The sequence below is a fragment of the Luteimicrobium subarcticum genome (assembly GCF_002798015.1).
GTDB classification, from domain to species: domain Bacteria; phylum Actinomycetota; class Actinomycetes; order Actinomycetales; family Cellulomonadaceae; genus Luteimicrobium; species Luteimicrobium subarcticum.
In genome coordinates this window covers 135870-160407 of the sequence record NZ_PGTZ01000010.1, presented here as the reverse complement: position 1 = coordinate 160407, position 24538 = coordinate 135870, and the positions used below count along the sequence as shown (strand labels likewise).

18 protein-coding genes are annotated in these 24538 nt (G+C 70.1%); 4 read left to right on the top strand and 14 right to left on the bottom strand.

Going from position 1 to position 24538, the window contains the following annotated elements:
* The first annotated feature begins 57 nt into the window (after window positions 1-57).
* A complete protein-coding gene (locus CLV34_RS12835; RefSeq protein WP_100350698.1) occupies window positions 58-3507 on the top strand; it encodes a S8 family peptidase in 3450 nt (1149 codons plus the stop codon).
* Between the two features lie 64 nt (window positions 3508-3571).
* Here the strand turns inward: CLV34_RS12835 and CLV34_RS12830 are convergent, their stop codons facing one another.
* From CLV34_RS12830 to CLV34_RS12810, 5 genes are all read right to left on the bottom strand, one after another.
* On the bottom strand, window positions 3572-4402 hold the full coding sequence (locus tag CLV34_RS12830) for a deoxyribonuclease IV (RefSeq protein ID WP_100350697.1): 831 nt from the start codon (window positions 4400-4402) through the stop codon (window positions 3572-3574).
* Between the two features lie 9 nt (window positions 4403-4411).
* Window positions 4412-5812, bottom strand: coding sequence for an MDR family MFS transporter (locus tag CLV34_RS12825; RefSeq protein WP_100350822.1), 1401 nt, complete (start codon window positions 5810-5812; stop codon window positions 4412-4414).
* Window positions 5813-5949: 137 nt separating this feature from the next.
* Window positions 5950-6810 carry a mechanosensitive ion channel family protein gene (locus tag CLV34_RS12820; RefSeq protein ID WP_100350696.1) on the bottom strand — a complete coding sequence of 287 codons (861 nt, stop codon included), beginning with the start codon at window positions 6808-6810 and terminating at the stop codon, window positions 5950-5952.
* A gap of 220 nt (window positions 6811-7030) precedes the next feature.
* Window positions 7031-7513 (bottom strand): DUF1269 domain-containing protein, encoded by a 483-nt coding sequence (locus tag CLV34_RS12815; protein WP_100350695.1) that lies wholly within the window; start codon window positions 7511-7513, stop codon window positions 7031-7033.
* Window positions 7514-7525: 12 nt separating this feature from the next.
* Complete coding sequence (locus CLV34_RS12810; protein WP_245859213.1) at window positions 7526-8788, bottom strand: AI-2E family transporter; 1263 nt, start codon at window positions 8786-8788, stop codon at window positions 7526-7528.
* A 72-nt stretch (window positions 8789-8860) separates the two neighbouring features.
* Between CLV34_RS12810 and CLV34_RS12805 the strand changes: the two genes are divergently transcribed.
* Window positions 8861-9748, top strand: coding sequence for a tyrosine-protein phosphatase (locus tag CLV34_RS12805; RefSeq protein ID WP_211289450.1), 888 nt, complete (start codon window positions 8861-8863; stop codon window positions 9746-9748).
* Between the two features lie 25 nt (window positions 9749-9773).
* On the opposite strand, the gene CLV34_RS12800 is transcribed toward CLV34_RS12805, so the two are convergent.
* Window positions 9774-10169 carry a DUF7144 family membrane protein gene (locus CLV34_RS12800; protein WP_100350694.1) on the bottom strand — a complete coding sequence of 132 codons (396 nt, stop codon included), beginning with the start codon at window positions 10167-10169 and terminating at the stop codon, window positions 9774-9776.
* A 185-nt stretch (window positions 10170-10354) separates the two neighbouring features.
* Between CLV34_RS12800 and CLV34_RS12795 the strand changes: the two genes are divergently transcribed.
* Entirely contained in the window at window positions 10355-12370 is a 2016-nt protein-coding gene (locus CLV34_RS12795; RefSeq protein ID WP_245859212.1) for an APC family permease, read from the top strand.
* A gap of 10 nt (window positions 12371-12380) precedes the next feature.
* Here CLV34_RS12795 and CLV34_RS12790 read toward each other — a convergent pair whose 3' ends face one another.
* Complete coding sequence (locus tag CLV34_RS12790) at window positions 12381-12947, bottom strand: TetR/AcrR family transcriptional regulator (protein WP_100350693.1); 567 nt, start codon at window positions 12945-12947, stop codon at window positions 12381-12383.
* A 135-nt stretch (window positions 12948-13082) separates the two neighbouring features.
* Between CLV34_RS12790 and CLV34_RS12785 the strand changes: the two genes are divergently transcribed.
* A complete protein-coding gene (locus CLV34_RS12785) occupies window positions 13083-15353 on the top strand; it encodes an MMPL family transporter (RefSeq protein WP_100350692.1) in 2271 nt (756 codons plus the stop codon).
* Between the two features lie 61 nt (window positions 15354-15414).
* On the opposite strand, the gene CLV34_RS12780 is transcribed toward CLV34_RS12785, so the two are convergent.
* From CLV34_RS12780 to CLV34_RS12750, 7 genes are read right to left on the bottom strand one after another with little or no spacing between them, the layout of a single operon-like run.
* On the bottom strand, window positions 15415-18489 hold the full coding sequence (locus CLV34_RS12780; RefSeq protein ID WP_100350691.1) for a type I restriction endonuclease subunit R: 3075 nt from the start codon (window positions 18487-18489) through the stop codon (window positions 15415-15417).
* The gene (locus CLV34_RS12775) at window positions 18486-19493 is read right to left on the bottom strand and encodes a Fic family protein (protein ID WP_100350690.1); all 1008 of its coding nucleotides are present in this window, start codon (window positions 19491-19493) and stop codon (window positions 18486-18488) included. Before CLV34_RS12775 ends, CLV34_RS12780 begins: the two co-directional genes overlap by 4 nt.
* Window positions 19490-20380 (bottom strand): GIY-YIG nuclease family protein, encoded by an 891-nt coding sequence (locus CLV34_RS17060; protein WP_157803840.1) that lies wholly within the window; start codon window positions 20378-20380, stop codon window positions 19490-19492. The genes CLV34_RS12775 and CLV34_RS17060 overlap by 4 nt, the downstream gene beginning before the upstream one ends.
* Window positions 20377-20976, bottom strand: a complete 600-nt coding sequence (locus CLV34_RS12765) for a restriction endonuclease subunit S (protein WP_157803839.1) — start codon at window positions 20974-20976, stop codon at window positions 20377-20379. Before CLV34_RS12765 ends, CLV34_RS17060 begins: the two co-directional genes overlap by 4 nt.
* Window positions 20969-21652, bottom strand: coding sequence for a restriction endonuclease subunit S (locus CLV34_RS12760; protein WP_100350687.1), 684 nt, complete (start codon window positions 21650-21652; stop codon window positions 20969-20971). Before CLV34_RS12760 ends, CLV34_RS12765 begins: the two co-directional genes overlap by 8 nt.
* Complete coding sequence (locus CLV34_RS12755) at window positions 21649-22689, bottom strand: PDDEXK nuclease domain-containing protein (protein ID WP_100350686.1); 1041 nt, start codon at window positions 22687-22689, stop codon at window positions 21649-21651. Before CLV34_RS12755 ends, CLV34_RS12760 begins: the two co-directional genes overlap by 4 nt.
* The gene (locus CLV34_RS12750) at window positions 22686-24266 is read right to left on the bottom strand and encodes a type I restriction-modification system subunit M (protein ID WP_100350685.1); all 1581 of its coding nucleotides are present in this window, start codon (window positions 24264-24266) and stop codon (window positions 22686-22688) included. Before CLV34_RS12750 ends, CLV34_RS12755 begins: the two co-directional genes overlap by 4 nt.
* Window positions 24267-24538: the final 272 nt, after the last annotated feature.

Genomic DNA, 24538 nt, shown 5'->3' with positions numbered 1-24538 from the left:
AGACCCCGGACGCGCCCGCCCCGGCCCTTCCGGCACCCGGAACCGAAGGGAAAGTGCATGGCACTCCACACGAGCAGCGGGCGCAGCAGGAGGGTGGCAGCCATCACGGCAGCCACCCTCTTCGCGTCCGCCGGAGCGATCGGGCTCGGCAGCGTCGCCGCGTCCGCAGCGTCGGACGGCGACCTCGCGACGCCGGTCCCGGTCGCCTCCGGTCACACGTTCGACGCCGCCGCCGCGAGCAAACTGGGCGGCTCCCTCGCGACGAGCACGACGGGACGGAACTCCGTGTTCGTCCAGCTCGCCGGCAGCGGCGCCGCGGACGTGGCCGCCGCCACCTCCGGCGGCACGACGACCAAGAAGGCTGCCGCGAACGCGCGGCGCGGCGCCGTCGACAAGAACGCGGACGCCGTCGTGAAGACCGCGAAGAGCGAGGACGCCAAGGCCACCGCGCTCTACACGGTCTCCAACGCCGTCCCTGGCGTCGCCGTCTCCGCGGACAGCGACGCGATCGACGCCATGGCCGCCCGCGACGACGTCGTCAAGATCACGCCGATCGTCCCCAAGAAGATCAGCAACTCGAGCACCGCCGTGCTCACCAAGGCGCTCGCGACGTGGCGCGACGCCGGCAACACCGGCAAGGGCGTGACCGTCGGCGTCATCGACACCGGCATCGACTACACGCACGCCGACTTCGGCGGCCCGGGCACCGTCGCGGCGTGGAACACCGCGCACGCGCACTCGACCGCGGCATGGACGCCCACCGCGAAGGTCGCGGGCGGCTACGACTTCGTCGGCGACGACTACGACGCCGACCCCGCCTCGGCGAACTACCAGCCCGTCCCGCACCCCGACGTCAACCCGCTCGGCTGCGACGCCCACGGCACGCACGTCTCCGGCACCGTCGCGGGCTACGGCGAGAACGCCGACGGCTCGACGTTCACCGGCAGCTACGCGAAGCTCACGAGCGACAAGCTCATGGACATGAAGATCGGCCCCGGGATGGCGCCAGAGGCCACCCTCTACGCCCTCAAGGTGTTCGGCTGCACCGGCTCGACCGACGAGGTCATCCCGGCGCTCGACTGGTCGCTCGACCCCAACGGTGACGGAGACTTCTCCGACCACCTCGACGTCGTCAACATGTCGCTCGGCTCCGACTACGGCACCGTCGACGACCCCGAGAACGCGGTCGTCGACAACCTCGCCAAGAACGGCGTGCTGCCCGTCATCGCGATGGGCAACAACGGCGACCTCACCGACACGGGCGGCTCGCCCGGCAACGCGGTCCGGTCGCTCGCCGTCGCGAGCTCCGTGGACGCCTACCAGCTGCGTGACGGCCTGAAGGTCAACGCACCGTCCGACGTCGCGGGCATCGCCGCGAGCCAGTTCTCGGTCGCGTACCCGTGGGCCACCGCGGCCCCCGTCACCGGGGACGTCGTGGCGATCCCGGGCGCGAACGCCGACGGCTGCACCGCCCTCTCGGCCGCCGACGCCGCGAAGGTCAAGGGCAAGGTCGCCTGGCTCGTCTGGGACGACAACGACGCGACCCGTCGCTGCGGCTCCGTCGGACGCTCCGGCAACGTCGCGGCCGCCGGCGCGATCGGCGCGATCTTCACCTCCGGTCGTGACGTGTTCGGCGCCGGCATCACGGGCAGCACCGCCATCCCGGTCGTCCAGCTCCCCAAGACGCAGACCGACCGGCTCCAGCCGGCCGTGACCGCGGGCACCCTCAACGTCACGTTCGACGGGTCGCTCCAGGCCACCATCAAGGACGTCATGCCCGCCATCACCGACACCCTCAGCACCTTCAGCTCGCGGGGCACCCACGGGTCGCTCGGCGTGGTCAAGCCCGACGTCACCGCACCCGGTGACACCGTCGCGTCCGCGGGCCTCGGCTCCGGCAACGGCGTGCTCGTCGAGTCGGGGACGTCCATGGCGACCCCGCACGTCGCCGGCATCTCCGCGCTCGTGAAGGCCGCGCACCCGTCGTGGTCGGCCGAGGCGATCAAGGCCGCCGTCATGAACACCGCCGGCCACGACCTGTACACCGGCACGGACAAGAGCGGGCACAAGTACGGCCCGGCACGCGTCGGCGCCGGCCGCGTGGACGCCCTCGCGGCGGTCGACACGAGCGTCATCGCGTACGACACCGACGTGCGCGGCGGGGTCTCGGCCTCGTTCGGTGTCGTGGAGGCACCCGCCAACAAGGCGATCGTCACGGAGAAGCGGACGGTCCGCGTGCAGAACACCGGCTCGTCCAAGACGACCGTCACGCTGAAGTACCAGGGTGTCGTCAAGCAGCCCGGGGTCACCTACTCGGTGTCGCCGACCGCCGTCGCGATCCCCGCGCACTCCAGCAAGGACGTGAAGGTCACGATGACCGTCGTCACGGCCGACCTGCGCAAGACGATCGACCCCACGATGGACGCCACGCAGGTCAGCCCGTACACGGGTGCCGACGAGGCACGCCAGTACGTGTCGGACGCGTCCGGTCGCCTGCTCGTCACGCCGTCCGGCAAGAAGTCGCTGCGCGTCCCCGTCTACGGGGCCGCCAAGCCCGCGTCGACGACCACGACGAAGGCCACCACCTTCCACAGCGGCAAGCAGACCCTCTCCGCGCTCACCCTCAAGGGCAAGGGCGTCTCCCAGGGGTCCGGCTCGACGGCCTACCGGTCGCTCGTGTCGGTCCTGCAGCTCGGTGCCAAGAGCCCCAAGCTGCCCGTCTGCACCGGCACCCAGACGTCCGGCTGCACCTACAACACGTCGACGACGTCCGGTGACCTCAAGTACGTGGGCACCGGGTCGGTCAAGGGCACCCGCGGGTACTCGAACGGCGAGCTGTGGATCGGCCTCGCGACGTTCGGCGACTGGGCGACCATCGGCAACTCGGTCATCCCGTACGTCCAGATCGACGCCACGAAGGACGGGAAGCCGGACTTCGAGGTCGACGTGCAGAACGCGCCGTCGACGGACCTCCTCGAGGCGCTCGTCTACGACCTCAACGACCGGGACAGCACCGGGGCGCCGACCCTCGTCGACGTCCAGCCCGTCAACTACCAGGAGGGCGACGTCGACACCAACGTGTTCGACAACGACGTCCTGCTGGTTCCGGTGAACCCGGCGATCCTCGGCGTCAAGGCGTCTGCCACGTCGTTCCCGATCACCTACGCGGTGGGCATGTTCAACGCGTTCACCGGTACCGACGTCGACGACTCGCCGGCCGTCGCGTACGACGTCGCCGACCCGGCCGTCCAGGTCTCGGCGCCGCTGTTCGCGGACCAGGGCAACACGTCCATCGTGTACAGCCTCGGTTCGGACGTCGCCAAGAAGGGCACCGACGCGCTCGTCCTGCACCTGCAGGGCACGAAGGGCTCGCGCGCCGAGGTCGTCCACCTCGACAAGGCCGCCAGCCCGAAGGCCGCGCCGAAGGGCAAGCAGAAGCTGCCGTCCTTCTCGAAGCTGCAGGGCAGCGGCAAGCACTACCTGCTCGGGGGTTCGTCCGCCGAGTGACCGGCTGACGCCGACGTCGGCCCGGGAGGACCTGTTCCTCCCGGGCCGACGTGCGTGAGCGGGTCTACGCCCCCGTCGGTCCGGCGTCGGCGTCGATGCCCGCCTCGACGCCGAGCTGCTCGGTGAGCCACGCGACGTCGCGCGGGGCGTCGGCGTGCGTCTCGCAGATCACGGGCGCGCCCGCGTCGCGGACCAGCGCGACCAGGACGTCCGGGTCGATCGTGCCGTCCGTCAGGCCGGCGTGCCGGTCGGCGCCCGACCCCGCGGCGTCGCGGCTGTTGTTCGCGTGCACCAGGTCGATGCGTCCGGTGATCGCACGGACGTCCGCGACGGCCGTCGTGAGGTCGATGCCCGACGCCCACGCGTGGCAGCTGTCCAGGCAGAGCCCCACGTCGACGCCCGCCTTCCGGCCGGCCGGCGCGACCGCCTCCCACAGCTGCGCGATCCGGTCGAGACCCCGCGCCATCGCACCGTCGCCGCCCGCGGTGTTCTCGATGAGCACCGGCACGTCGGTCGTCAGCGCCTCGACCGCCTTGCGCCAGTTGTCGAACCCGACCTCCGGCTCGTCGTCCTTGCCGACGTGGCCGCCGTGCACCACGACCCCCTTCGCACCGATCGCCGCCGCGCCGTCCATGATCTTCTGGAGCAGCTTGCGGCTCGGGATCCGGATGCGGTTGTTCGTGCTCGCGACGTTGATGACGTAGGGCGCGTGGACCACGAGGTCGACGTCGGCGTCCGCGGCGGTGGCGCGCAGGGCGTCCGCTCCGCCCGGGAAGTCGAACGCCGGACCCTTCCAGGACTGCGGGTCGCCCAGGAACACCTGGGCCTGACCCGCGCCCATCGCCAGGGCGAGGGCGACGGCGTCCGACTGGTCGACGTGGGCTCCGATGCGCATGCCCCCAACCTAACCGGCGGCACCCCCACGGGCCTCGGCAGCCTCCGTGGCGACGGTCTCCCGGTCGGCGCGGCCGGCTCCGTCGCGCGGCATGAGGAACACGGCCAGGGCCATGCCGACCGCAGCGACCAGGACGCCGACGAACACGTCGTGCACTGCGTCGGCGAGCGGACCGGGCGCGGGGTGGCCCGCGGACGACCCCAGCGACGCGTTGACGATCGCCCCGTACACCGCCACGCCGAGCGCGGACCCGATGCTGCGCGCGAACATCGTCGCGGACGTCACCACGCCGCGCTCCGACCAGCCGACGGTGTTCTGCGCCGCGATCTGCGTGGGCGGCGCCGTGAGCCCCAGCCCGGCGCCCACGACGAGGCAGAAGGCGCCGACCTCCCACGGCGTCGACCCGGTGCCCAGCAGCAGCATGAGCACCGCGCCCACGACCGTGATCGCCGACCCGATGAGCGCCGTCACGCGGAAGCCGTGGCGCAGGTAGATCCGCCCGCTCTGGGCGGCCGCGATCGGCCACCCGACCGTCATCGTCGCGACCGAGAACCCCGCGATCAGGGCGCCCGTGCCGAGGGTCACCTGCGTGAACGTCGGCACGTACGACGTGAAGCCGATCATGACCGCGCCCACGCCGAGGGACGCGAGGCTCGTGGTCAGCAGGGCGCGCCGCCCGAACACCCACAGCGGCAGCACGGGCTCCGGCGCCCGGCGCTCCACCAGCACGAACGCCACGACCAGCGCCGCCCCCGCGCCGAGCACCACGACGCTCGTCGCCGACAGCCACGCCCAGCCCTCCCCGCCCTCGAGCAGGCCGAGCATGATCAGCGTCGTGGCCGCCGTCACGAGGATCGCACCGAGGTAGTCGATGCGGTGTCGCCGGCGCTCGACCTTCTCGCGAAAGTTGCGCCACAGGATCACGCCCGCGACGAGGCAGAGCGGCACGTTGACCCAGAAGATCCAGCGCCACGACACCCACTGCGAGAACGCGCCGCCGATCAGCGGGCCCACCACGGCTGACACGCCCCACACGCTCGCCACGTACCCCTGGACCTTCGCACGCTCCTGGAGCGAGTAGATGTCGCCGACGATCGTCATCGACATCGGCAGGATCGCGCCCGCCCCCAGGCCCTGCACCGCGCGGAACGCGATGAGCGACGGCATCGACCACGCGAGCGCACACAGCACCGACCCCACGAGGAACACCGCGATGCCGATCATCATGACGGGCTTGCGCCCCAGCATGTCCGCGACCTTCCCGTACAGCGGGGTCGTCGCGGCCTGCGCCAGCAGGTACACCGACAGGAGCCACGGGAACTGCGAGAAGCCGCCCAGGTCCTTCGTGATCGTCGGGATGGCCGTCGCGATGACGGTGGAGTCGAGTGCGACGAGCGCCGTAGCGAGCATGAGGGACAGCAGGATCGGGCCGCGCTCGGAGCGCAGCCCCACGCTGCGGCGCGAGATCGGCGCGTCGGTGTCGGGGGAGGTCACGTGGAACGGCAACCCGGGCCGCGCGTGCGTTGTTCCCGACGTCGGTGCGGGCGTCAGCGCTGCCGCGGCGCGGGTGCGCGCGGGGCGGGCGGCCGCGGTGGACCGTCGACCGCCCAGTCGCCGGCACGCCCCCGGAGGGCGGCGGACACCGCGGTCACGACCTCGGACGTCACCGCCAGCGGTGCCCGCGGCGAGAACCAGAACCGGGCGCGCAGCGTCGCGCTCGCGGGCCGACCGGTGACGACCACGACGACCGGTTCGGGGTGGCGCGCGACCCCCGTCGCCGCGACGACGGCCGCGCGCACCGTCTCGACGTCGACGTCGAGGTCGGGGTCCTCGAGCCACACCTCGACCTCGTCACGCCGGGCGCCGTACTCGGAGTAGTTGAGCAGGGGCTCGCCCAGCACGTCGCTGTTCGGCAGGTGCACCGCGACGCCGTCGGCCGTGCGGATGACGACGGACCGCGCGTTGAGCTCGCGCACCGTGCCGCGGTAGCCCTGCGACTCGACGTCGTCGCCGACACGGATCGGCTGGCGCGTCTGCAGGATGACGCTCGCCCCGAAGTTGTCGGCGACGCCTCGCAGCGCGATCACCAGGACCACGGCGACGATGATCGCGCCCGCGATGAGCGGCTGGACGTCCGCACCGAGGAACGCGAGCGCCACCCCCACGCCGAGCAGCAGGACGAAGTACCGCACCAGGCGCGCGGTCGTCGCCGCGAGCGACTCCGAGACGCCGGCGAACCGCGCGGGGAGCCGCATGACGCCGCGGCCGGCGTACCGCGCCACGAGCCACGCGATCACCATCGTCGCGATCGCGAACGCGAATCCCCACCACGTGAGGTTCTTGCCCGACACGTCGTCCAGGCTCGGCACGGAGACGGCGGCCAGACCGGCGACCGGGGGGACGTTCACGACGGTTCCTCTCGTCGGGACGGAGGCTGCGGGGGATGCGGGCGACGCAGTCGGGCGTCGTGACGTGGAGCACCGGAGCCACCCTCGACCCGGCGTCGCCGGGGTGCGGTTCCCGCGGGAGGACGCCGTGCGTCTGCCGCGAGGGGAGTCGGGGCGGTGCGGTCGGCTGCGGCTGTGGTGCTCGGCGTCACGAACGCGGGCCGACAGGTCACCGGACGGGTCAGTCCACGACCTCGAGCAGGTTCCGGCGCTCCGCGTCGGTGAGGTTCGTGTCGACGAGCGCGCCACCGAGTCCGTGCAGGCGCTCGCCGAGGCGGTCGAGGTCGCCGGCCTCCGTGACGGCGAACAGCGCGGACGTCCCTTCGGTGACGGCCGCGCGGATGCGTTCGACGTCGTCCTCGCGGATGCCGAGCCCGGCCATCGCCTTGGCACCCGCCCCGAGGGCGGCCCCCGCTGCGGCGCCGAGGAACGGCACGAAGAACAGCACACCGAAGAAGAACCCCCACAGCGCGCCCCAGCCGGCGCCGCGGGCGGTGTCCTGGTGATGGTGCCGCGTCGTGGGGCGTGCGGCTCCCGCCGGCCAGGTGACGACGGCCGTGTCGTGCAGCGTCACCAGCCCGTCCGACTCCGCGTCGCGCAGGATGCCCTCGGCCTGCTCGGCGCGCTCGGGGTCGTCGTACTTCCACACGGTGAACGTGGTCATGGTGCTTCTCCTCTACTCGATGCCGTTCTCGATGCGTTCGTCGACCGTCCGGGCGGCCTCGATCGTCGCGGCGTGGTTCGCGCGCCGGCGCCGGGACCCGCGGTGGCCGTCGTCGGGGGTGCCCAGGGATCGGGACGTGGGTTCCGGGTCGTACAGGCTCGCGGAGTCCACGAGCTCGTGCCGTTGCAGGTAGGTGGACGCGGCGGCCTGGATCGTCGCCGCGATCGGCAGGGCGAGGAACGCCCCGATGGCCCCGAACACCGCACCGAACGCGATCACCACGACGAACGAGACCGCCGGGTTCATCTCGAGCGCGCGCGCCGAGACCTTCGGCGAGAACACGTAGTTCTCGATCTGCTGGTACACGATGATGAAGACGAGGACCGCGACCATCGCCCCCACGCCCTGCGCGGTCAGCGCCACGAGCGTCGGCAGGGCGCCCCCGATGTACGTGCCGATCGTCGGGACGAACTGCGAGACCACCCCGGTGAACAGGGCGAGCGGCACGGCGTACGGGGTGTGGATGATCGTCAGGAAGATCCAGGTGAAGAAGCTCGAGAGGGCCGCGAGGACCACCCGGGACGTCACGAAGTCCGACACCTTGATCTGCGTGATGTCCCACAGGCGCAGCATCTCCGACTGCCGCTGCTGGGGCAGCCACGAGCAGACCGTCCGGCGGAACCTCGGCCCCGCGGACGACAGGTAGTAGACGATCAGCAGGATCGTCGCGAGCGAGAAGATCACGCCCACGAGCCCCGTGCCGACGAGCCACACGCCGGACGCGACGTCGTTCCCGTAGCGGGACAGGGTCGAGTGCACGACGTCCTCGGACGCCGGGAGCTGGACGCCGAGCTCGTCGGACGCCCACTGCGTGAGGTCCTCGTAGAGGTGGGGCAGCGCCTCGAACAGCCCGACGAGCTGCTCGACGAACAGGCGCCCGAACAGCACGGCGACGACGCAGACGGCGACGATGAACCCGCCCAGCGCGGTGCCCGCGGCGACGGTGCGGCGCCACCCGTGCCGCACGAGCCACACGACGGTGGGCTCGAGCACGAGCGTCAGGAAGAACGCGAGCAGCAGGTCGACGAGCAGCCCCTCGAGGTTCCGCAGCGCGAACCACGCGAACGCCGCCACGAAGACGGCCAGCGCCGTCATGAGGAGCGCCCGCCAGAGCCAGGGCGGCGGCGTGCGGGGGGAGCGGCCGCCCGTGCGGCGCCCAGCACCGTCCACCCCGTCCAGCGGGACGGAGAACAGCGCCGGGCGTGCGTCTGCCATGTCGAGAACGTAGCGCAACGTCCCTGCTCGGGCAGGTGGCGCGCGCCGTGCGGGAGGTGGCAGGGTCGGTGCGTGCCTGCCGACCTGCCCGTGAGCCCTGCCCGTCCGACGCCCGCGCCCACCGCAGCGCCCGCACCGACGCCCGCACCCGGCGCCGCCGTCGTGCTCGACGGCGCGGCGAACGCCCGCGACCTGGGCGGCTGGCCGGTGACGACGCCGCAGGGCGGTGGGGGGACGGTCCGCTACGGCGTGGTGCTGCGGTCCGCGGGCCTCGACGGGCTGACCGCGGACGGTGGTGCGGCGCTCGCGGCGTGCGGGGTGCGGGCGGTCGTGGACCTGCGGACCGCGGGGGAGGTGCGGGCGCGTCCGGACGCCCTGCCGCCGGGGGTGCGGCACGTGGCCGCGGACGTCCTCGCCGATTCGCCGCAGGCCGCGGCGGCGAACGTCGCGCAGTTCTTCGACGACCCGGGCGCGTTCGCGGCGATGCTCGCGGGCACGGGGGTCGCGACCGCTTTCGCGGAGACGTACCGCGACATCGTCCGCCTGCCGAGCGCGCGGGCCTCCTACGCCGCGCTGTTCGGGGCGCTCGCCGCGGGCGAGGGACCGGTGCTGTTCCACTGCACGACGGGCAAGGACCGGACGGGGTGGGGTGCCGCGGCCCTCCTGCTGCTGCTCGGGGTCAGCCCGGAGGACGTCGAGGCGGACTACCTGCTCACCAACGAGCGCCTGCTCCCGGCGTTGCAGCCGATGTTCGACGCGTTCGCCGCGAAGGGCGGGGACCCCGACCTGCTGACGCCGGTGCTGGGTGTCCGGGTCGAGTACCTGCGGGCCGCGCTCGACGAGATGACGACACGCTTCGGCGACGTCGAGGGCTACTTCACGGACGGCCTGGGGCTGGGCCCGGGCGTGCAGGACGCCCTGCGGCGCCGGCTCGTCGAACCGGCGCCGCAGGGCGTCTGAGGGCTCCCGCGGAGCGGGCCCGGCGTCAGACCGCCTCGGCCTCGTCCCCGTGGACGATGAGCGCCCACAGCACGAACACGTCGAGGACGATCACGATGACCGACCACCAGGGCTGTGCCGGCAGGTACAGGAACTGGGTGATGAGGTTCAGGGTGATGAGGACGACCGCGGTGAGCCGCGCCCACGCCTGACCCGTGAGGACGCACAGGCCGACGACCGCGATGATCACCCCGAAGATCAGGTGCGCCCAGCCCCAGCCCTGCTGGTTGAACACGAGGAGCTGCGCGTCCGACACGAGGTAGCGCTTGTCGGGGCCGAGCACCGCGGCCAGCCCGTAGAAGAAGTTCCAGACGCCGGCGATGAACATCGCCAGCCCGCCGAACCACACCCAGCCGACCCAACCCGAGACCCGCTGTGCCATCTGTCGTCGCCTCCGTCCGAGAAGAGTGTCGTGGACGACGCCGACGGCCCGCCCCGACCTGCCGCGGACCGGAACGGCCCCGCACCGCGACTGTAGTGAAAGGTCCGTTCCGCGTCGCGGTGGGGCTCCATCGTCTCGGCCGGCGGTCGTCCTGCGGGGGCCTGACGGTGCACGACACTGGTGTCGTGTCAGAACGTGCGCCTGCCGGGCGCCTCCAGCGCTTCCTCCTCGAGGGCTACGAGCGGCGTCCCGCCGCGCAGCAGGGTCCGCACGGACTGCCGGCCGCCGCTGAGGGCCGCCGCCGGCCGTGGTGGGCCGTCATGACGCTGTCGGGCGTCGACTACTTCTCGACCCTCGGGTACCAGCCGGGCATCGCGGTGCTGGCCGCCGGGGTGCTCGCGCCGTTCGCGACGGTCGTGCTGGTCGCGCTGACGCTGTGCGGCGCGCTGCCCGTCTACCGGCGCGTGGCGCGCGACTCGCCGCACGGCGAGGGGTCGATCGCGATGCTCGAGCACCTCCTGCCGTGGTGGGCCGGGAAGCTGTTCGTCCTCGCGCTGCTGGGGTTCGCGGCGACCGACTTCGTCATCACCATGACGCTGTCCGCCGCCGACGCCGCCCAGCACGCCGTCGAGAACCCGCTGTTCCGGGACGTCCTGCACGGGCACCAGATGACCGTGACGCTCGTGCTCCTGGCGCTGCTCGCCGGCGTGTTCCTCAAGGGGTTCCGTGAGGCGATCGCGCTGTCCGTCCCCATCGTCGCGGTGTACCTCGCGCTCAACGTCGTGGTCATCGGCGTCGCGCTCGGCCGCGTCGTGACGGCGCCGCACGTCGTCGTGGACTGGACGAACCTCGTGCACGTCCAGTACTCGAGCGTCTTCGCGGTCGTCGGGGTGTCCCTGCTGGTGTTCCCCAAGCTCGCGCTCGGGCTGTCGGGCTTCGAGACGGGCGTGGCCGTCATGCCCGAGATCCAGGGCGGCCCCGACGACACCGAGAGCAAGCCCGTCGGCCGCATCGTCGGTGCCAAGAAGCTGCTCACCACGTCCGCGCTCATCATGAGCGTGCTGCTCATCGCGAGCTCGTTCGTCACGACCGTGCTCGTGCCCGCCGACGCGCTGGAGTCCGGCGGACCGGCGAACGGTCGCGCGCTCGCGTACGTGGCGCACGAGTACCTCGGCTCGGGCTTCGGGTCGGTCTACGACATCGCGACGATCCTCATCCTGTGGTTCGCGGGCGCGTCCGCCATGGCCGGCCTGCTCAACCTCGTCCCGCGCTACCTGCCGCGCTACGGCATGGCGCCCGAGTGGACCCGCGCGCGCCGGCCCCTCGTGCTCGTGTTCCTGCTCGTCGGCGTCGTCATCACGCTCCTGTTCCGCGCCGACGTGGACGCCCAGGGCGGCGCCTACGCGACCGGGGTGCTCGTGCTCATCACGTCCGCGTCCGTCGCCTGCACCGTCTCCGCGCACCGGGCCGGGCAGCGCCGCGCCCGCATCGGGTTCGGCGTCGTCGCCGCCGTCTTCGTCTACACGACCGTCGACAACATGGTCGAGCGGCCCGACGGCCTCAAGATCGGCCTGATCTTCGTCGCCGCGATCGTGATCCTGTCGGCCGTCTCGCGCGTCGGGCGTTCGTTCCGCCTGCGCGACGTGGGCGTCGAGCTCGACGACACCGCCCGCGCGATCGTCGACGCCGACCGCGGCGAACCCGTGCAGCTCGTCGCGCACGAGCCGCCCGACGCCGAGGACGTCCCCCTCACGCCGCGGGCGCGCGAGGCGGCGCTCGCGGCCCGTCCGCGCCGCTCGTTCCGCGAGGGCAGCACCGAGTACGCCGCCAAGGCGGAGTCCGTGCGCCGCAGCCGACGCGTCCCCGAGGACGTGCCGCTCGTGTTCCTCGAGGTCGACGTCGTCGACTCGTCCGAGTTCGAGGAGCGTCTGCAGGTGCGCGGCGAGTACCGGTACGGGTACCCCGTGCTGCGGGTCACCTCGTCCAACGTGGCGTCGACGCTCGCGTCCGTCGCGCTCGCCGTGCGCGACCGCACCGGCGTCCCGCCCGAGCTGTACATCGAGTGGGAGGAGGGCAACCCGATGAACCGGATGTCCCGCTACCTGCTCTTCGGGACGGGCGAGGTCGGACCCGTCTCGCGGGAGATCCTGCGGTCCGCCGAGCCGGACGTCGGGCGCCGCCCACCCGTCCACGTGGGCTGACGGGGACGGGTCAGGGGCGCAGCGCCGCCACCACGAGGGTGGTGTACCGCCGCCAGACGTCGAGGTCGGTGACGCCGAGGTCGACGAGCGAGCGGGCGAAGCCGGCCACGAGCACCTTGACGTCCAGGACGGACGCGTCCTGGCGCAGCGTCCCCTGTGCGCGCCCGTGCGCGAGGATCTCCTCGAGGGCGTCGAAGGTCGCCTCGTCGTCGAGGTCGTCGATCGTGCTGAGCACGTCGACCATGAGGCGGTCCTGGGCGATCGTGGTGGTGACCCGCTGGAGCAGGTCGCCGAGCGCGCCCGCCGCGTCGTCCGAGGCGCGGCCGGCGGCCTCGGCGACGAGGCCGTTCAGCCAGTCGATGTGCCTCTGGGCGATGGCCCGGACGAGGTCGGCCTTCGTCGGGTAGCTGCGGTACACGGTGGCCTTGCCGACGCCGGCACGGGCCGCGATCTCGGGGACCGTCGCCTCGAGGCCGTGCTCGGTGAACACCTCGACGGCCGCGGCGAGGACGCGTTCGTGGTTCCGGCGCGCGTCGGCACGCCGCGGGGGCCGCCCCGGCTCCGTCGTCAGGGTCATCGCCTCGTCTCGTCTCGTCAGGATCCTCGTGTGATGTGCACCATCTTTCCACAACAAGCGGACCCAGGGGTCCGATTGTGACCTAGGCTCGTCGAGGCCGACGTCTCGGCCACCGCTCGTCCCTCGGAGGAATTCATGGCGTGGCAGCTGTTCCGGCTCGGCCGGTGGTCGTTCGTGCACCACAAGCTCGTCGTCGGGGCGTGGGTCCTGCTGCTCGCGCTCCTGGGCGTCGGTGCCGCGACCCTGTCCGGCCAGACCGACGACAACTTCCAGCTCAAGGGCATCGAGTCGACCGACGCGTTCGCGCTCATCAAGGAGCGCAGCCCGCAGGCGGCCCCGGACGGCGCCACCGCGCGCATCGTGTTCGAGGCGCCCGAGGGCCAGTCGCTGAGCGACCCGGCGAACAAGCAGGTCGTCACCGACACGCTCGCCACCGTCAAGACCACCGACGTGCAGTCGATCGCCGACCCGTTCACCGCCGGAACGATCTCGCAGAACGGTCGCGTCGGGTACGCGACCGTCAGCTACGACGTGCAGGCCGTCGAGCTGCAGGACGCCGACCGCACCGCCCTGACGGACGCGCAGGCGTCCGCGGAGGACGCCGGGCTCACCGTCGCCATCGGCGGCGACGCGCTCGCTGCCACCGCCGCACCGCCCACCGGCGAGGTCGTCGGCATCGTCGTCGCGCTGGTCGTGCTGACCATCACGTTCGGCTCGCTGCTGGCCGCCGGGATGCCGCTGCTCACCGCCGCGATCGGCGTCGGCGTCGGCGCGCTGGCCATCACGACGCTCACCGGGTTCGTCACGCTCAGCTCGACCACCTCGGCGCTCGGCACGATGCTCGGCCTCGCCGTCGGGATCGACTACGCCTTGTTCATCATGTCCCGGTACCGCAGCGAGGTCCGCAAGGGCAGGCCCCTGGACGAGGCGGCCGGGCGCGCGGTCGGCACCGCAGGCTCCGCCGTCGTGTTCGCCGGCCTGACCGTGATCATCGCGCTCGCCGGGCTGTCCGTCTGCCGTGTTCCGTTCCTCACCCAGATGGGCCTGGGCGGTTCCTTCACCGTCGCGATCGCGGTGCTCATCGCGCTCACCCTGCTGCCCGCCATCCTCGGGTTCGCCGGCGAGCGCGTCACCTCCGGTGGTCTGCGGTTCCTCGTCGGTCGTCCCGTCCACAGCGGCGGCCCCGAGGTCCGGACCAACGGCCGTCGCTGGGTCGAGGGCGTCGCGAAGCTCAAGTGGCCGGCACTCGTCGGCGGTGTGCTGATCGCCGCGGTCGCCTCCATCCCGGTCGCGTCCATGCAGCTCGCGCTGCCCGACGACGCCAGCGCGCCCGCGGGCAGCAACGCCCGCGTCGCGTACGACCTCATCGGCGACAGCTTCGGCGCGGGCGCCAACGGTCCGCTCGTCGTCGTCGTCGACACGAAGGGCGCCCAGGACCCCGAGGCGGCCGTCGGCGCGGTGACCAAGGACCTGCAGGCCATGGCGACCCAGCCGGGCTCCGACATCACCGCGGTGATCCCTCCGGTCACCAGCGACGACCCCGCGGCCCAGAAGTCGTTCCAGGACCAGCTCCAGGCGATGCAGCTCGCCACGATCACCGTGATCCCGTCGTCGGGCCCGTCGGACGAGGCCACCAAGAACCTCGTGGCCGACATCCGAGCCAGCGTCGAGGACCTGCCCGCCCAGACCGGCGCCCGCGCGCTCGTCACCGGGCAGACCGCCGTCGGCGTGGACATCTCCGACAAGCTCAGCTCCGTGTTCCCGCTGTACCTGCTGGTGGTCGTCGGGCTCGCGGTCTTCCTGCTCATCGCGGTGTTCCGGTCGATCTGGGTGCCCGTCAAGGCAGCCCTCGGGTTCCTGCTGTCGATCGGGGTCTCGCTCGGGGCGACCGTCGCGGTCTTCCAGTGGGGGTGGCTCAACAACCTCCTGGGGCTCGACACCACGTCACCCGTGATGTTCCTGCTCCCGATCCTGCTGACCGGGATCCTGTTCGGCCTCGCCATGGACTACGAGGTGTTCCTCGTGACCCGCATGCGGGAGGCCTACGTCCACGGCACCCCCGCACGGCAGGCCGTCGTCGACGGGTTCGTGCACAGCGCCCGCGTCGTCGTCGCTGCCGCCTGCATCATGATCGGCGTCTTCGCCGGCTTCGCCCTGACCGACAACGTGATCCTCAAGACGATCGGCTTCGCCCTGGCGGTCGGCCTCCTCGCCGACGCGTTCCTGGTCCGCATGACGATCGTGCCGGCCGTGATGCTCATCGTCGGGAAGCGCATGTGGTGGATGCCGAAGTGGCTGGGGCCGCTGGTGCCGAACCTCGACATCGAGGGTGAGGCGCTGACCTCGCGTCTCGACCCGCCGGCCGTGGCTGACGGGATCGAGCGGGAGCCGGTCACGGCGCGCTGACGGGACCAGGCGCCGACAGGACAGCGGGCCGGGTCCCCCTCGTGGGATCCGGCCTGTGTTGTCAGGTCAGGTCGAAGAACCGGTCGAAGAAGGCGGTCAGCTTCTCGACGACGGTCTGCTTCTTCGCGCTGTGGTTCGAGCCTCGTGCGAACCGTGAGACCGGGGGCAGGATCGTGGCGACCGCGGTGCCGGTGGCCCGGACCTGTCCGTCGCGGAACGCGGCGTCGACGAACGCGCGGGTCTCGTCGGACTTGAGGTTCTCGTCGGTGATGATCTGTGTGAGCTCGGCCTCGCGCTTCGCCGCGACGTAGGCACGCCACTCGTCGGCGACGTCTTCGTCCACGGAGAGCCGGTCGACGAACTCCTCGATGAGGTCCTTCTTGTTGCGCAGCGTGGGGCTGGAGTCGATGGCTCGCTCGATGGTCGCCGTGAGCTCCCGGTCGTCACCGTCGCCCTTCGCGGCCCGATGCTGCTCGACGAGCATGAGGATGTAGTCGACGTTGATCTCGACCTGCTTGATGAGCTCGATCTCGAACACGACGTCGTCGTTGATCGACTCCCGCTCGGCCTCGTCGGTGCGGCGGAAGGACTGGTAGAGGTCCAGGTAGATCGACTGGTAGTCCTGCAGGTCGCGGTCCGAGAGGATCTGGTTCCCGGCGAAGTCGTCGAACGAGACCAGGATGTTCCGCAGGCGCAGGAGCGCGCCGAACAGGGCGATGAAGTCCTTCTGCGCCTGCTCGCCGACGATCTGCTCGCCGAGGGGGAACAGCTCGCCCAGCTCGGTGACGTTGTCGGCGTACTCGTCGAAGTACTCCCGGTAGGGCTGGAGCAGGACGATCCCGGTGGCGTCCTTGTTGCCGAACAGCGCGATGGCGTCGTTCGTCTGCTCCTCGAGGTCACGGAAGGAGACGATGTTGCCGTACGTCTTGACGGAGTTCAGGATGCGGTTGGTCCGTGAGTAGGCCTGGATCAGCCCGTGCGCGCGCAGGTTCTTGTCGACCCACAGGGTGTTCAGGGTGGTCGCGTCGAAGCCCGTGAGGAACATGTTGACCACGATCACGAGGTCGATCTCACGGTTCTTGAGCCGCAGCGAGAGGTCCTTGTAGTAGTTCTGGAACTTCTCCGCGGACGTGTCGAACGACGTGCCGAACATGTCGTTGTAGTCCTGGATCGCGTCCTCCAGGAAGTCCCGGGAGCTTGCGTCGAGGGCGTCGGTCTCGAACTCCTCCTCGCCGAGGAGGCCGGCGCCCGTCTCGTCGTCGGCCTCGTTGGCCGCGTAGGAGTAGATCAGCCCGACCTTGAGCTTCTTCGCGTCCGGCAGGTCGCGCTGCAGGAGCCCGAACGCGTTGTAGTACCGCCTGGCCGCTTCGATGGACGCGGTCGCGAACAGGGCGTTGAACCCCGCCACCCGGCGGTCCTGGAGGGCGTACGTCTGGTTGCGCTTCGTCTTCTGGTCGAAGTGCTCGAGGACGTACCCGGCGATGTCGCGGATGCGCTGGGAGTCCAGCAGCGCGCGCTCCGCGTCGATCGACGAGACCTGCTTGTCCACGACCGCGCCGACCTTGACCGTGTTGACGTAGTCGATGCGGAACGGCAGCACGTTCTTGTCGCTGATCGCGTCCACGATCGTGTACGTGTGCAGCTTGTCACCGAAGGCCTGCGCAGTGGTCCGCAGCGTCGGGTTCCCGCCCGTACCGGCGTTCGCGGCGAAGATCGGCGTCCCGGTGAACCCGAACAGGTGGTACCGCGTGAACGCCTTCGTGATCGCGGTGTGCATGTCGCCGAACTGGGAGCGGTGGCACTCGTCGAACACGATCACCACGTGCCCGCCGAAGATCGCGTGGCCCTTGTTCTTCGCGATGAAGTTCGACAGCTTCTGGATCGTCGTGATGATGATCCGCGCCGACGGGTCCTCGAGCTGCCGCTTGAGCACCGCGGTCGAGGTGTTCGAGTTCGCGGCGCCCTTCTCGAAGCGGTCGTACTCGCGCATCGTCTGGTAGTCGAGGTCCTTGCGGTCCACGACGAACAGCACCTTGTCCACGTCACCGAGCCGCGAGGCGAGCTGCGCCGTCTTGAAGCTCGTGAGCGTCTTGCCGGAGCCGGTGGTGTGCCACACGTAGCCACCCGCCGACAAGGTGCCGTACCGCTTCTGGTTCGACGACGTCTCGATCCGGCTCAGGATCTGCTCGGTCGCCGCGATCTGGTACGGGCGCATGACGAGCAGCATCCGGTCCGCGGTCAGCACGCAGTACCGGGTCAGCACATTGAGCAGCGAGTGCTTGGCGAAGAACGTTCGGGTGAACCCGACGAGGTCGGTGATGGGCTTGTTCGCGGCGTCCGCCCACCATGACGTGAACTCGAACGAGTTCGACGTCTTCCGCGCGCGTCCGCCCGAACGTGTTGCCTTGTTCGCTTCGTCCAGGTGCCGCGCGCGCGTCGTGTTCGAGTAGTACTTGGTCAGCGTGCCGTTGGAGATCACGAAGAGCTGGACGTACTCGAACAGCCCCGAGCCGGACCAGAAGGAGTCGCGCTGGTAGCGGTTGATCTGGTTGAACGCCTCCCGGATGTCCACCCCGCGCCGCTTGAGCTCGACGTGCACCAGCGGGATCCCGTTCACGAGGATCGTGACGTCGTACCGGTTCGCGCGCTGCGCGCGGTGATCGGTGCCCGACGCTGTGTCCCGTGACAGCGCCCCCGGCACCTCGTACTGGTTGATGACCTGCAACCGGTTGTTGTGGATGTGGGTCTTGTCGAGCAGCGTGATGTTCTTGCTCGTCCCGTCGTCCCGCTTGAGCAGCTGGACGTGGTCCTCCTGGATCCGCACGGTCTTCTCGACGATGCCGTCCCGCTCACCCGCGACCTTCTCGGCGAAGAACCGCCGCCACTCGTCGTCGGTGAACGTCATGCGGTTCAGCGTCTCGAGCTGGGTGCGCAGGTTTGCGACGAGGTCGGCCTCGGACGTGATCGGCAGGTACTCGTACGCCTGCTCGCCCAGCAGCCGGACCAGCTCGGCCTCGAGCTCGGCCTCCGACTGGTACCGCGTCGCCTCCGCGGGGTCGGCCTCGAACTCCGCGACGACCGTCGACTCCGACGACACCGCGATCGGCTCGAACCGGGATGGCTGTGCCTCGCTCACGTGTTCTCCTCGATCACGATCCAGTGCCCGGACTTGGGCGGTCCTTCCCTGCGGATGCGGCCGGCGCCCTTGAGTGCGCTGAGGTGCCGCTCGACGGTGCGCGACGTCGTGCCGAGGCGCAGGGCGAGACCGACGGCGCTCTGTGCCGGGTCTTCGCGGAGCAGCCCCAGCAGCGCGTCGGCTACTCCGACATTTACTCCGACATTTACTCCGACACCGCCCGCGGCGTCCGCCTTGGCGCGTGACTCGTACGACGCCAGGGAGTCGGTGATGATGTCGAGCATGTAGTCGATGAAGGCAGCGGCATCGATCTCGGGCTCTCGCGACGCCTGCAGCGCCCGGTAGTAGTCGCCCTGCCGCTCGCGGACCAGGGTCTCCGTGGGCATCCATGCGAAGAGCGGCTTCCACCGGCTGAGGATGAGTGTCTGCCACAGGCGTCCGATCCGACCGTTGCCGTCTCGGAAGGGGTGGATGTGCTCGATCAGGAAGTGCACGGCGCTCGATGCCACGAGGGCGTGGTCGTCCGACGTGCTGCCCCAGGCGAGCAGCTCCGCGATGAGCCGTGGCACCTTCTCGACGCGCGAGCCGGTGTGGATCACGTCGCCGCCGGCGTTGACGATCTCGACGTCCACCGTGCGGAACGCACCGGACTCGGTCACGAGCCCCGCTGTCAGCAGGCCGTGGGCCCGGAGGAAGTCGTCGATGCTCCACGGGTCGAGGTCTTCGATCGCGTCGTAGGCGGCGAGCGCGTTCTCGACCTCCTTGACGTCGCGGGGCGGGGCAAAGACGGGCTCGCCGTGGGCCACGCCCTCGACCTGCGCCAGGGTGAGCCGGTTGCCCTCGATGGCTGTCGAGGAGTGGACCGACCCGATCCGGTTGCCTCGTCGCAGCTCGAGGCGGCGACCGGACAGCTCCTCGATCGCCGTCACCCGGCCGAGGAGCTCCACGACGTGCTCGATCCTGGCCGGCCAGTCCGGCTGTGGCGTGTAGAAGTCTGGGATCACGGGGCCTCCTGGCGCGCACGAGCGTGGCGGCGACGTGATCGGGCCGTCATCTCTGGGGGTCCCCAGACTGTCGCGAGAGCCACTGGCGCCGGATCGAGTCGAGCATCGGGCCGCCGAGCGTACCGACGTGCCAGGTCGTCCATCCGTTCGAGGACTGAAGCCCCAGAGCCTTCGCAGCGGCACCGCTCGGCGACCTGTACGCGACGCCGCGGACGACGATCTCCCCGTCGGCCGTGACGCTCCCGGTCTCTTCCATGCGTCCTTGCTTCAGGTGGAGGGTCTCCCCGGCCCGGACGAGCCCGCTCGACACGAGGTTGCTGAACTTGGCAGGGAACGAGGCCCGTCCGGCCGATGACGCCTCGGCGGGGTGTCTGGTCCTCGGGCTCGGTCTCGGGGTTGCTGCGGATCGTGTCGACGCCTGCAAGACGCAGGGCGCCCAGGATGCTCTTCACGAAGGAGCCGAGGGAGATCATCATGTGCTTCGGCAGGGTCTCGTCGCCGCTGGACCGGCCCTCGACCACGGTGAGGTTGTCCAGCGCCGCGACCTCTGCGGACACGCGACCCTCGAGGTAACCGATCTCGGCGGTGTTGAATCCGTCCGTGGTGTCGCGCTTGACGGCAACAGCGCGCCGCCAGGGGAGTGGCTCCTTCGTGTTGTGCTGGAAGAGCCGGCCTCGGAGCCTGCGGGCCCGTCCGACGTAGACGCGCCCGGACCCGTCACCGGTCAGGAGCACGTAGACACCGGGGGCGTCCCAGTCACCCGCCGGGAGCGACGACAGGTGCGCACGGTTCACGTAGGCGACGCGCAGCGCGTGCTCCACGAAGTCGGCGATCACCGGCGCCTCGGCGTCGGAGGGGATCGGCACGTTGACGGGCGTGGTGCTCATGCGGCCTCCTTGAACGACAGGAGCGTGTCGCGGTAGTGCGCGTACTGCTGACGACGGGCTGCGATCTCCGCGGGCAGGCCTGACGACAGGTCGTTCACGAGGGCGTCAAACTGGTCGAGGACCGCGGCGATGTGCTTCTGCTCCTCGACATCCGGTAGCGGCACCGCCATCTTGCCGAACGGAGCCTTGGAGATGTTGATCCGCGTCACGCCGTTCGCCGTCTTGACTATCTGGTCGCGCATCACAGGGGCTCGGAACAGGTGCTTGGCAAACTCCGGGTCGAGGTCAGCGGTCGAGTTCGGACGGAACCCGAAGCAGAAGCTGTTCAGGTACGTCGGCCTGCTCGGCTCGCGGACCACGGCAGAGGCCATGCCGACCTCCTCGCGTGACTCCGAGGAGGCCGTGAACAATACGTCGCCGTAGGCGACGGCCGTCTGGCGCTCATTTGGCCCCACCTCCACGAGCGCGTCGGCGTCGAGGTCTGTCGCGAGGTTGCTGAACACGTTCATGTAGGTGATGAACGGCGCGCTGCCACCGGTAAAGTCGGCTTTCGACTTGCCCGTGAGCCCGCCGTAGAGCGTCCCGAGATCACTCAACGTGGCCCACCTGACTCTCTCTCTCTCTCTCTCTCTCGGTGAACGAGAGGAGCGCGTCTCGGTAGTGGGCATACTGCGCTCGCCGAGCCTCCAGCTCCGCCTCCAGCTCCGCCTCCAGCTCCGCCTCCAGCTCCGTGAAGGCGTCCAGGATTCGCACGATCTCGCGCTGAACCTCGAGCGGCGGTACCGGGATTCTCCAGTCAAGGAGGCCCTGCGAATCGACGGCAGCCATTGAGCCGTCAGTCCGGACGATCCCTGCCCGGCGGATCCTCTCGCTTGCGGACTGAAGTGCCCAGAACGCATACCTCGTGTCAACGTCGCTGTGTGGCGTGAGCAAGCGGATGTCCTGGTTCACCGTCGTGTCGACGGCGATGTACCCGATCGGGAGGAACTTGCGGAGCACGTTCGAGCGCATGACGACGGCCACGGTGGGGCCAGAGATGACTCGAAGTGATGTCTCGTCGAGAGCGTCCTGGGTGATCCGCCCGCGGATCTGACTTCCTTGGGTCGCGCTGATGTCCATTGACGCGACCCAAGGAATCGTTCCGTTCTCCCAGTACCGGGCGACAGCCTTTGAGGGAGTCACCCCGCCGACCCAGGTCCCTACGTCGCGCAGCGCTCGGTACTCCACACCGTCGGGTGCGTACTGGGCGATGAGGTCGTCGATGCGGCTCATCGGTCACCACCGTCCTGAAGCTCGCGTTCGATCTGCTCGATGGTCGGCAGGTTCGTCGCCAAAGGCTCGGGGAGGTCCTTCAAGAGTTCGTACTCGCTGACGCCAAGCGGCGCCGCCACGTTCCGCAGGGCGTACTCGGCCACGACCTCGTTCTTCGTCCTGCACAGCAGCAGTCCGACGGTCGGGCCGTCGTCCGGATGCTTCACCTCGCCGTCGACGGCCGCCAGGTAGAACCCGAGCTGCCCGAGGTGCTCGGGCTTGAACGCCGTCGCCTTCAGCTCGATGACGACGAAGCAGCGCAGCTTCAGGTGGTAGAAGAGCAGGTCGAGGTAGAAGTCCTCGCCGCCGACCTCCAGGTGAACCTGCCGCCCGACGTACGCGAAGCCGGCGCCGAGCTCGACGAGGAACTCGGTGACGTGATCGACCAGCGCCTGCTCGATCGCCCGCTCCTGCGCGTCGTTGCCAAGCCCGAGAAAGTCGAAGAGATACGGGTCCTTGAGGGACTCCCGTGCCAGGTCCGAGTGCGGAGCAGGCAAGGTCCGCTCGAAATTCGTGACCGCGCGCCCCTTCCGCTCGAGGGTCCGGGCGTCGATGTGCATCTCGAGCACCGACCGCGACCAGCCGTGCTCGACTGCCGCGGCCGCGTAGGCGAGGCGCCCGTCGCGCTCCTTCAGCCTGGCGAGGAGCACGAGGTTGTGGCCCCAAGGCAATCTGCCAACAGCCGTTGGCAGATCTTCGTCCGGCCATGCCTGAGCGAACGAACGCATGTAGCGGAGATTGGTGAAGGAGAAGCCGCGCATGTCGGGGAAGGACGTCCTGAGGTCGTGAGCCAGCCGTTGGATCACCTTCGCGCCCCAGCGGTCCTGCGAGACGCGGGCGTCGATCGCGCGACCTACTTCCCAGTAGAGCGACATCTGTTCGGTGTTGACCGCGAGCGCCGCACGCTGCTGCGCGGCACGCACCCGCGTCTTGAGGTCGGCGAGCCACTCGCCGTACCCCTCCGGCACGGGAACCAGTGCGTCGGGTTGCTCCGTCACTTCACGCCCTCCAGGTCGGCGACGATCGCGTCGATCTGCTCGCGCAGCGCCGCCTGGCGCTCCACGATCCCGGCGATGCGGCTGTTGAGCTCGGCGATGTCGACGACCTCCCGGGTGTCCTCGGCCTCGACCCACGACGACACCGAGAGGTTGTACCCGTTCTCGCCGATGGCCTCGTTCTCGACGAGCTTTGCGAAGTGTGCGGCGTCCTCGCGGTCGGTGAACGCGTCGAGGATGCGCTGCTGGTGCGGCCCGTCGAGCGTGTTCTTGTTGCCGCTCCGCACGAACTCGGTCGACGCGTCGACGAACAGCACCGCGTTGTCCGTCTTGGACTTCTTCAGCACGATGATGCAGGTCGCGATCGTGGTGCCGAAGAACAGGTCCGGCGGGAGCTGGATCACCGCGTCGACGTAGTTGTTGTCGATGAGGTACTTGCGGATCTTCTGCTCCGCACCGCTGCGGTACAGCACACCCGGGAACTCGACGATCGCGGCCGTCCCGTTCACCGCGAGCCACGACAGCATGTGCATCGTGAACGCCAGGTCCGCCTTCGACTTCGGCGCGAGCACACCCGCCGGGGCGTAGCGCGGGTCGTTGATCAGCAGCGGGTTCGCGTCGCCGTCCCACCGGATCGAGTACGGCGGGTTGGACACGATCGCCTCGAACGGCTCGTCGTCCCAGTGGGCAGGGTCGATCAGGGTGTCGCCGTGCGCGATGTCGAACTTCTCGTAGCCGACGTCGTGCAGGAACATGTTGATCCGGCACAGGTTGTACGTCGTCAGGTTGATCTCCTGACCGAAGTACCCCTGTCGCACGCCGTCCTTGCCCAGCACCTTGCGGAACTTCAACAGCAGCGACCCTGACCCGCACGCCGGGTCGTACACCTTGTTCACGCTCGTCTTGCCCACCACGGTGATGCGGGCGAGCAGCTCGGAGACCTCCTGCGGCGTGTAGTACTCGCCACCCGACTTGCCCGCCGCCGACGCGTACATCTGCATGAGGAACTCGTACGCGTCGCCGAACGCGTCGATCTTGTTCTCGCTGAACGTCCCGTTGCCGAGGTTCAGGTCACCGATCGCGTCGAGCAGCTTGACCAGCTTCTCGTTGCGCTTCGCCACGGTCGAGCCGAGCTTGTTCGAGTTGACGTCGACGTCCTCGAACAAGCCCTTGAGGTCGTTCTCAGCGTCGGTACCGACGGCGGACGCCTCGATGTTCCCGAACACCCGCTCCAGCGTCTCGTTGAGATTAGCGTCGCGCGACGCCCGCGCGCGCACATTCACGAACAGCTCCGACGGACGGATGAAGAACCCCTTCTCCGCCACGATCCCCGCGACCAGGTCGTCGTCGTCGACGTCCACGTTCGACGCTTTCGCATACTCGAAGTCGGCGTTCCCGGCCTCGTGCTCGCCGGCGTCGAGATACGCCGCGAGGTTCTCCGAGATGTACCGGTAGAACAAGAACCCGAGCACGTACGACTTGAAGTCCCAGCCGTCCACCGACCCCCGCAGGTCGTTCGCGATCCGCCAGATCGTCTTGTGCAGCTCGGCACGCTGTGCCTCGCGGGTCGTGGGGGCCACGTCGTCTCCTTGCGCCTCGCACTCCTGCGCTCGCAGGGGCAGGGACGAGCGTATCCGTGCCCTCTGACCAGGGCCGTCACGCCCCGCCGTCCAGCCTGACGCCTGGCACGTCGCCCTCGTCCACCGGACCAGTGGGAGCCGGCGGGCGTCCGAGGAGCGTCAAGATCGCCGCGCCGGGCGTCAACGTTCCGTCAACGCGGACGTCAGGGCCCTCGAGCGGGACCTAGAACGGATCTGCCCCGACGTGCGGGGCCGCCCGGCAGCACTACGTC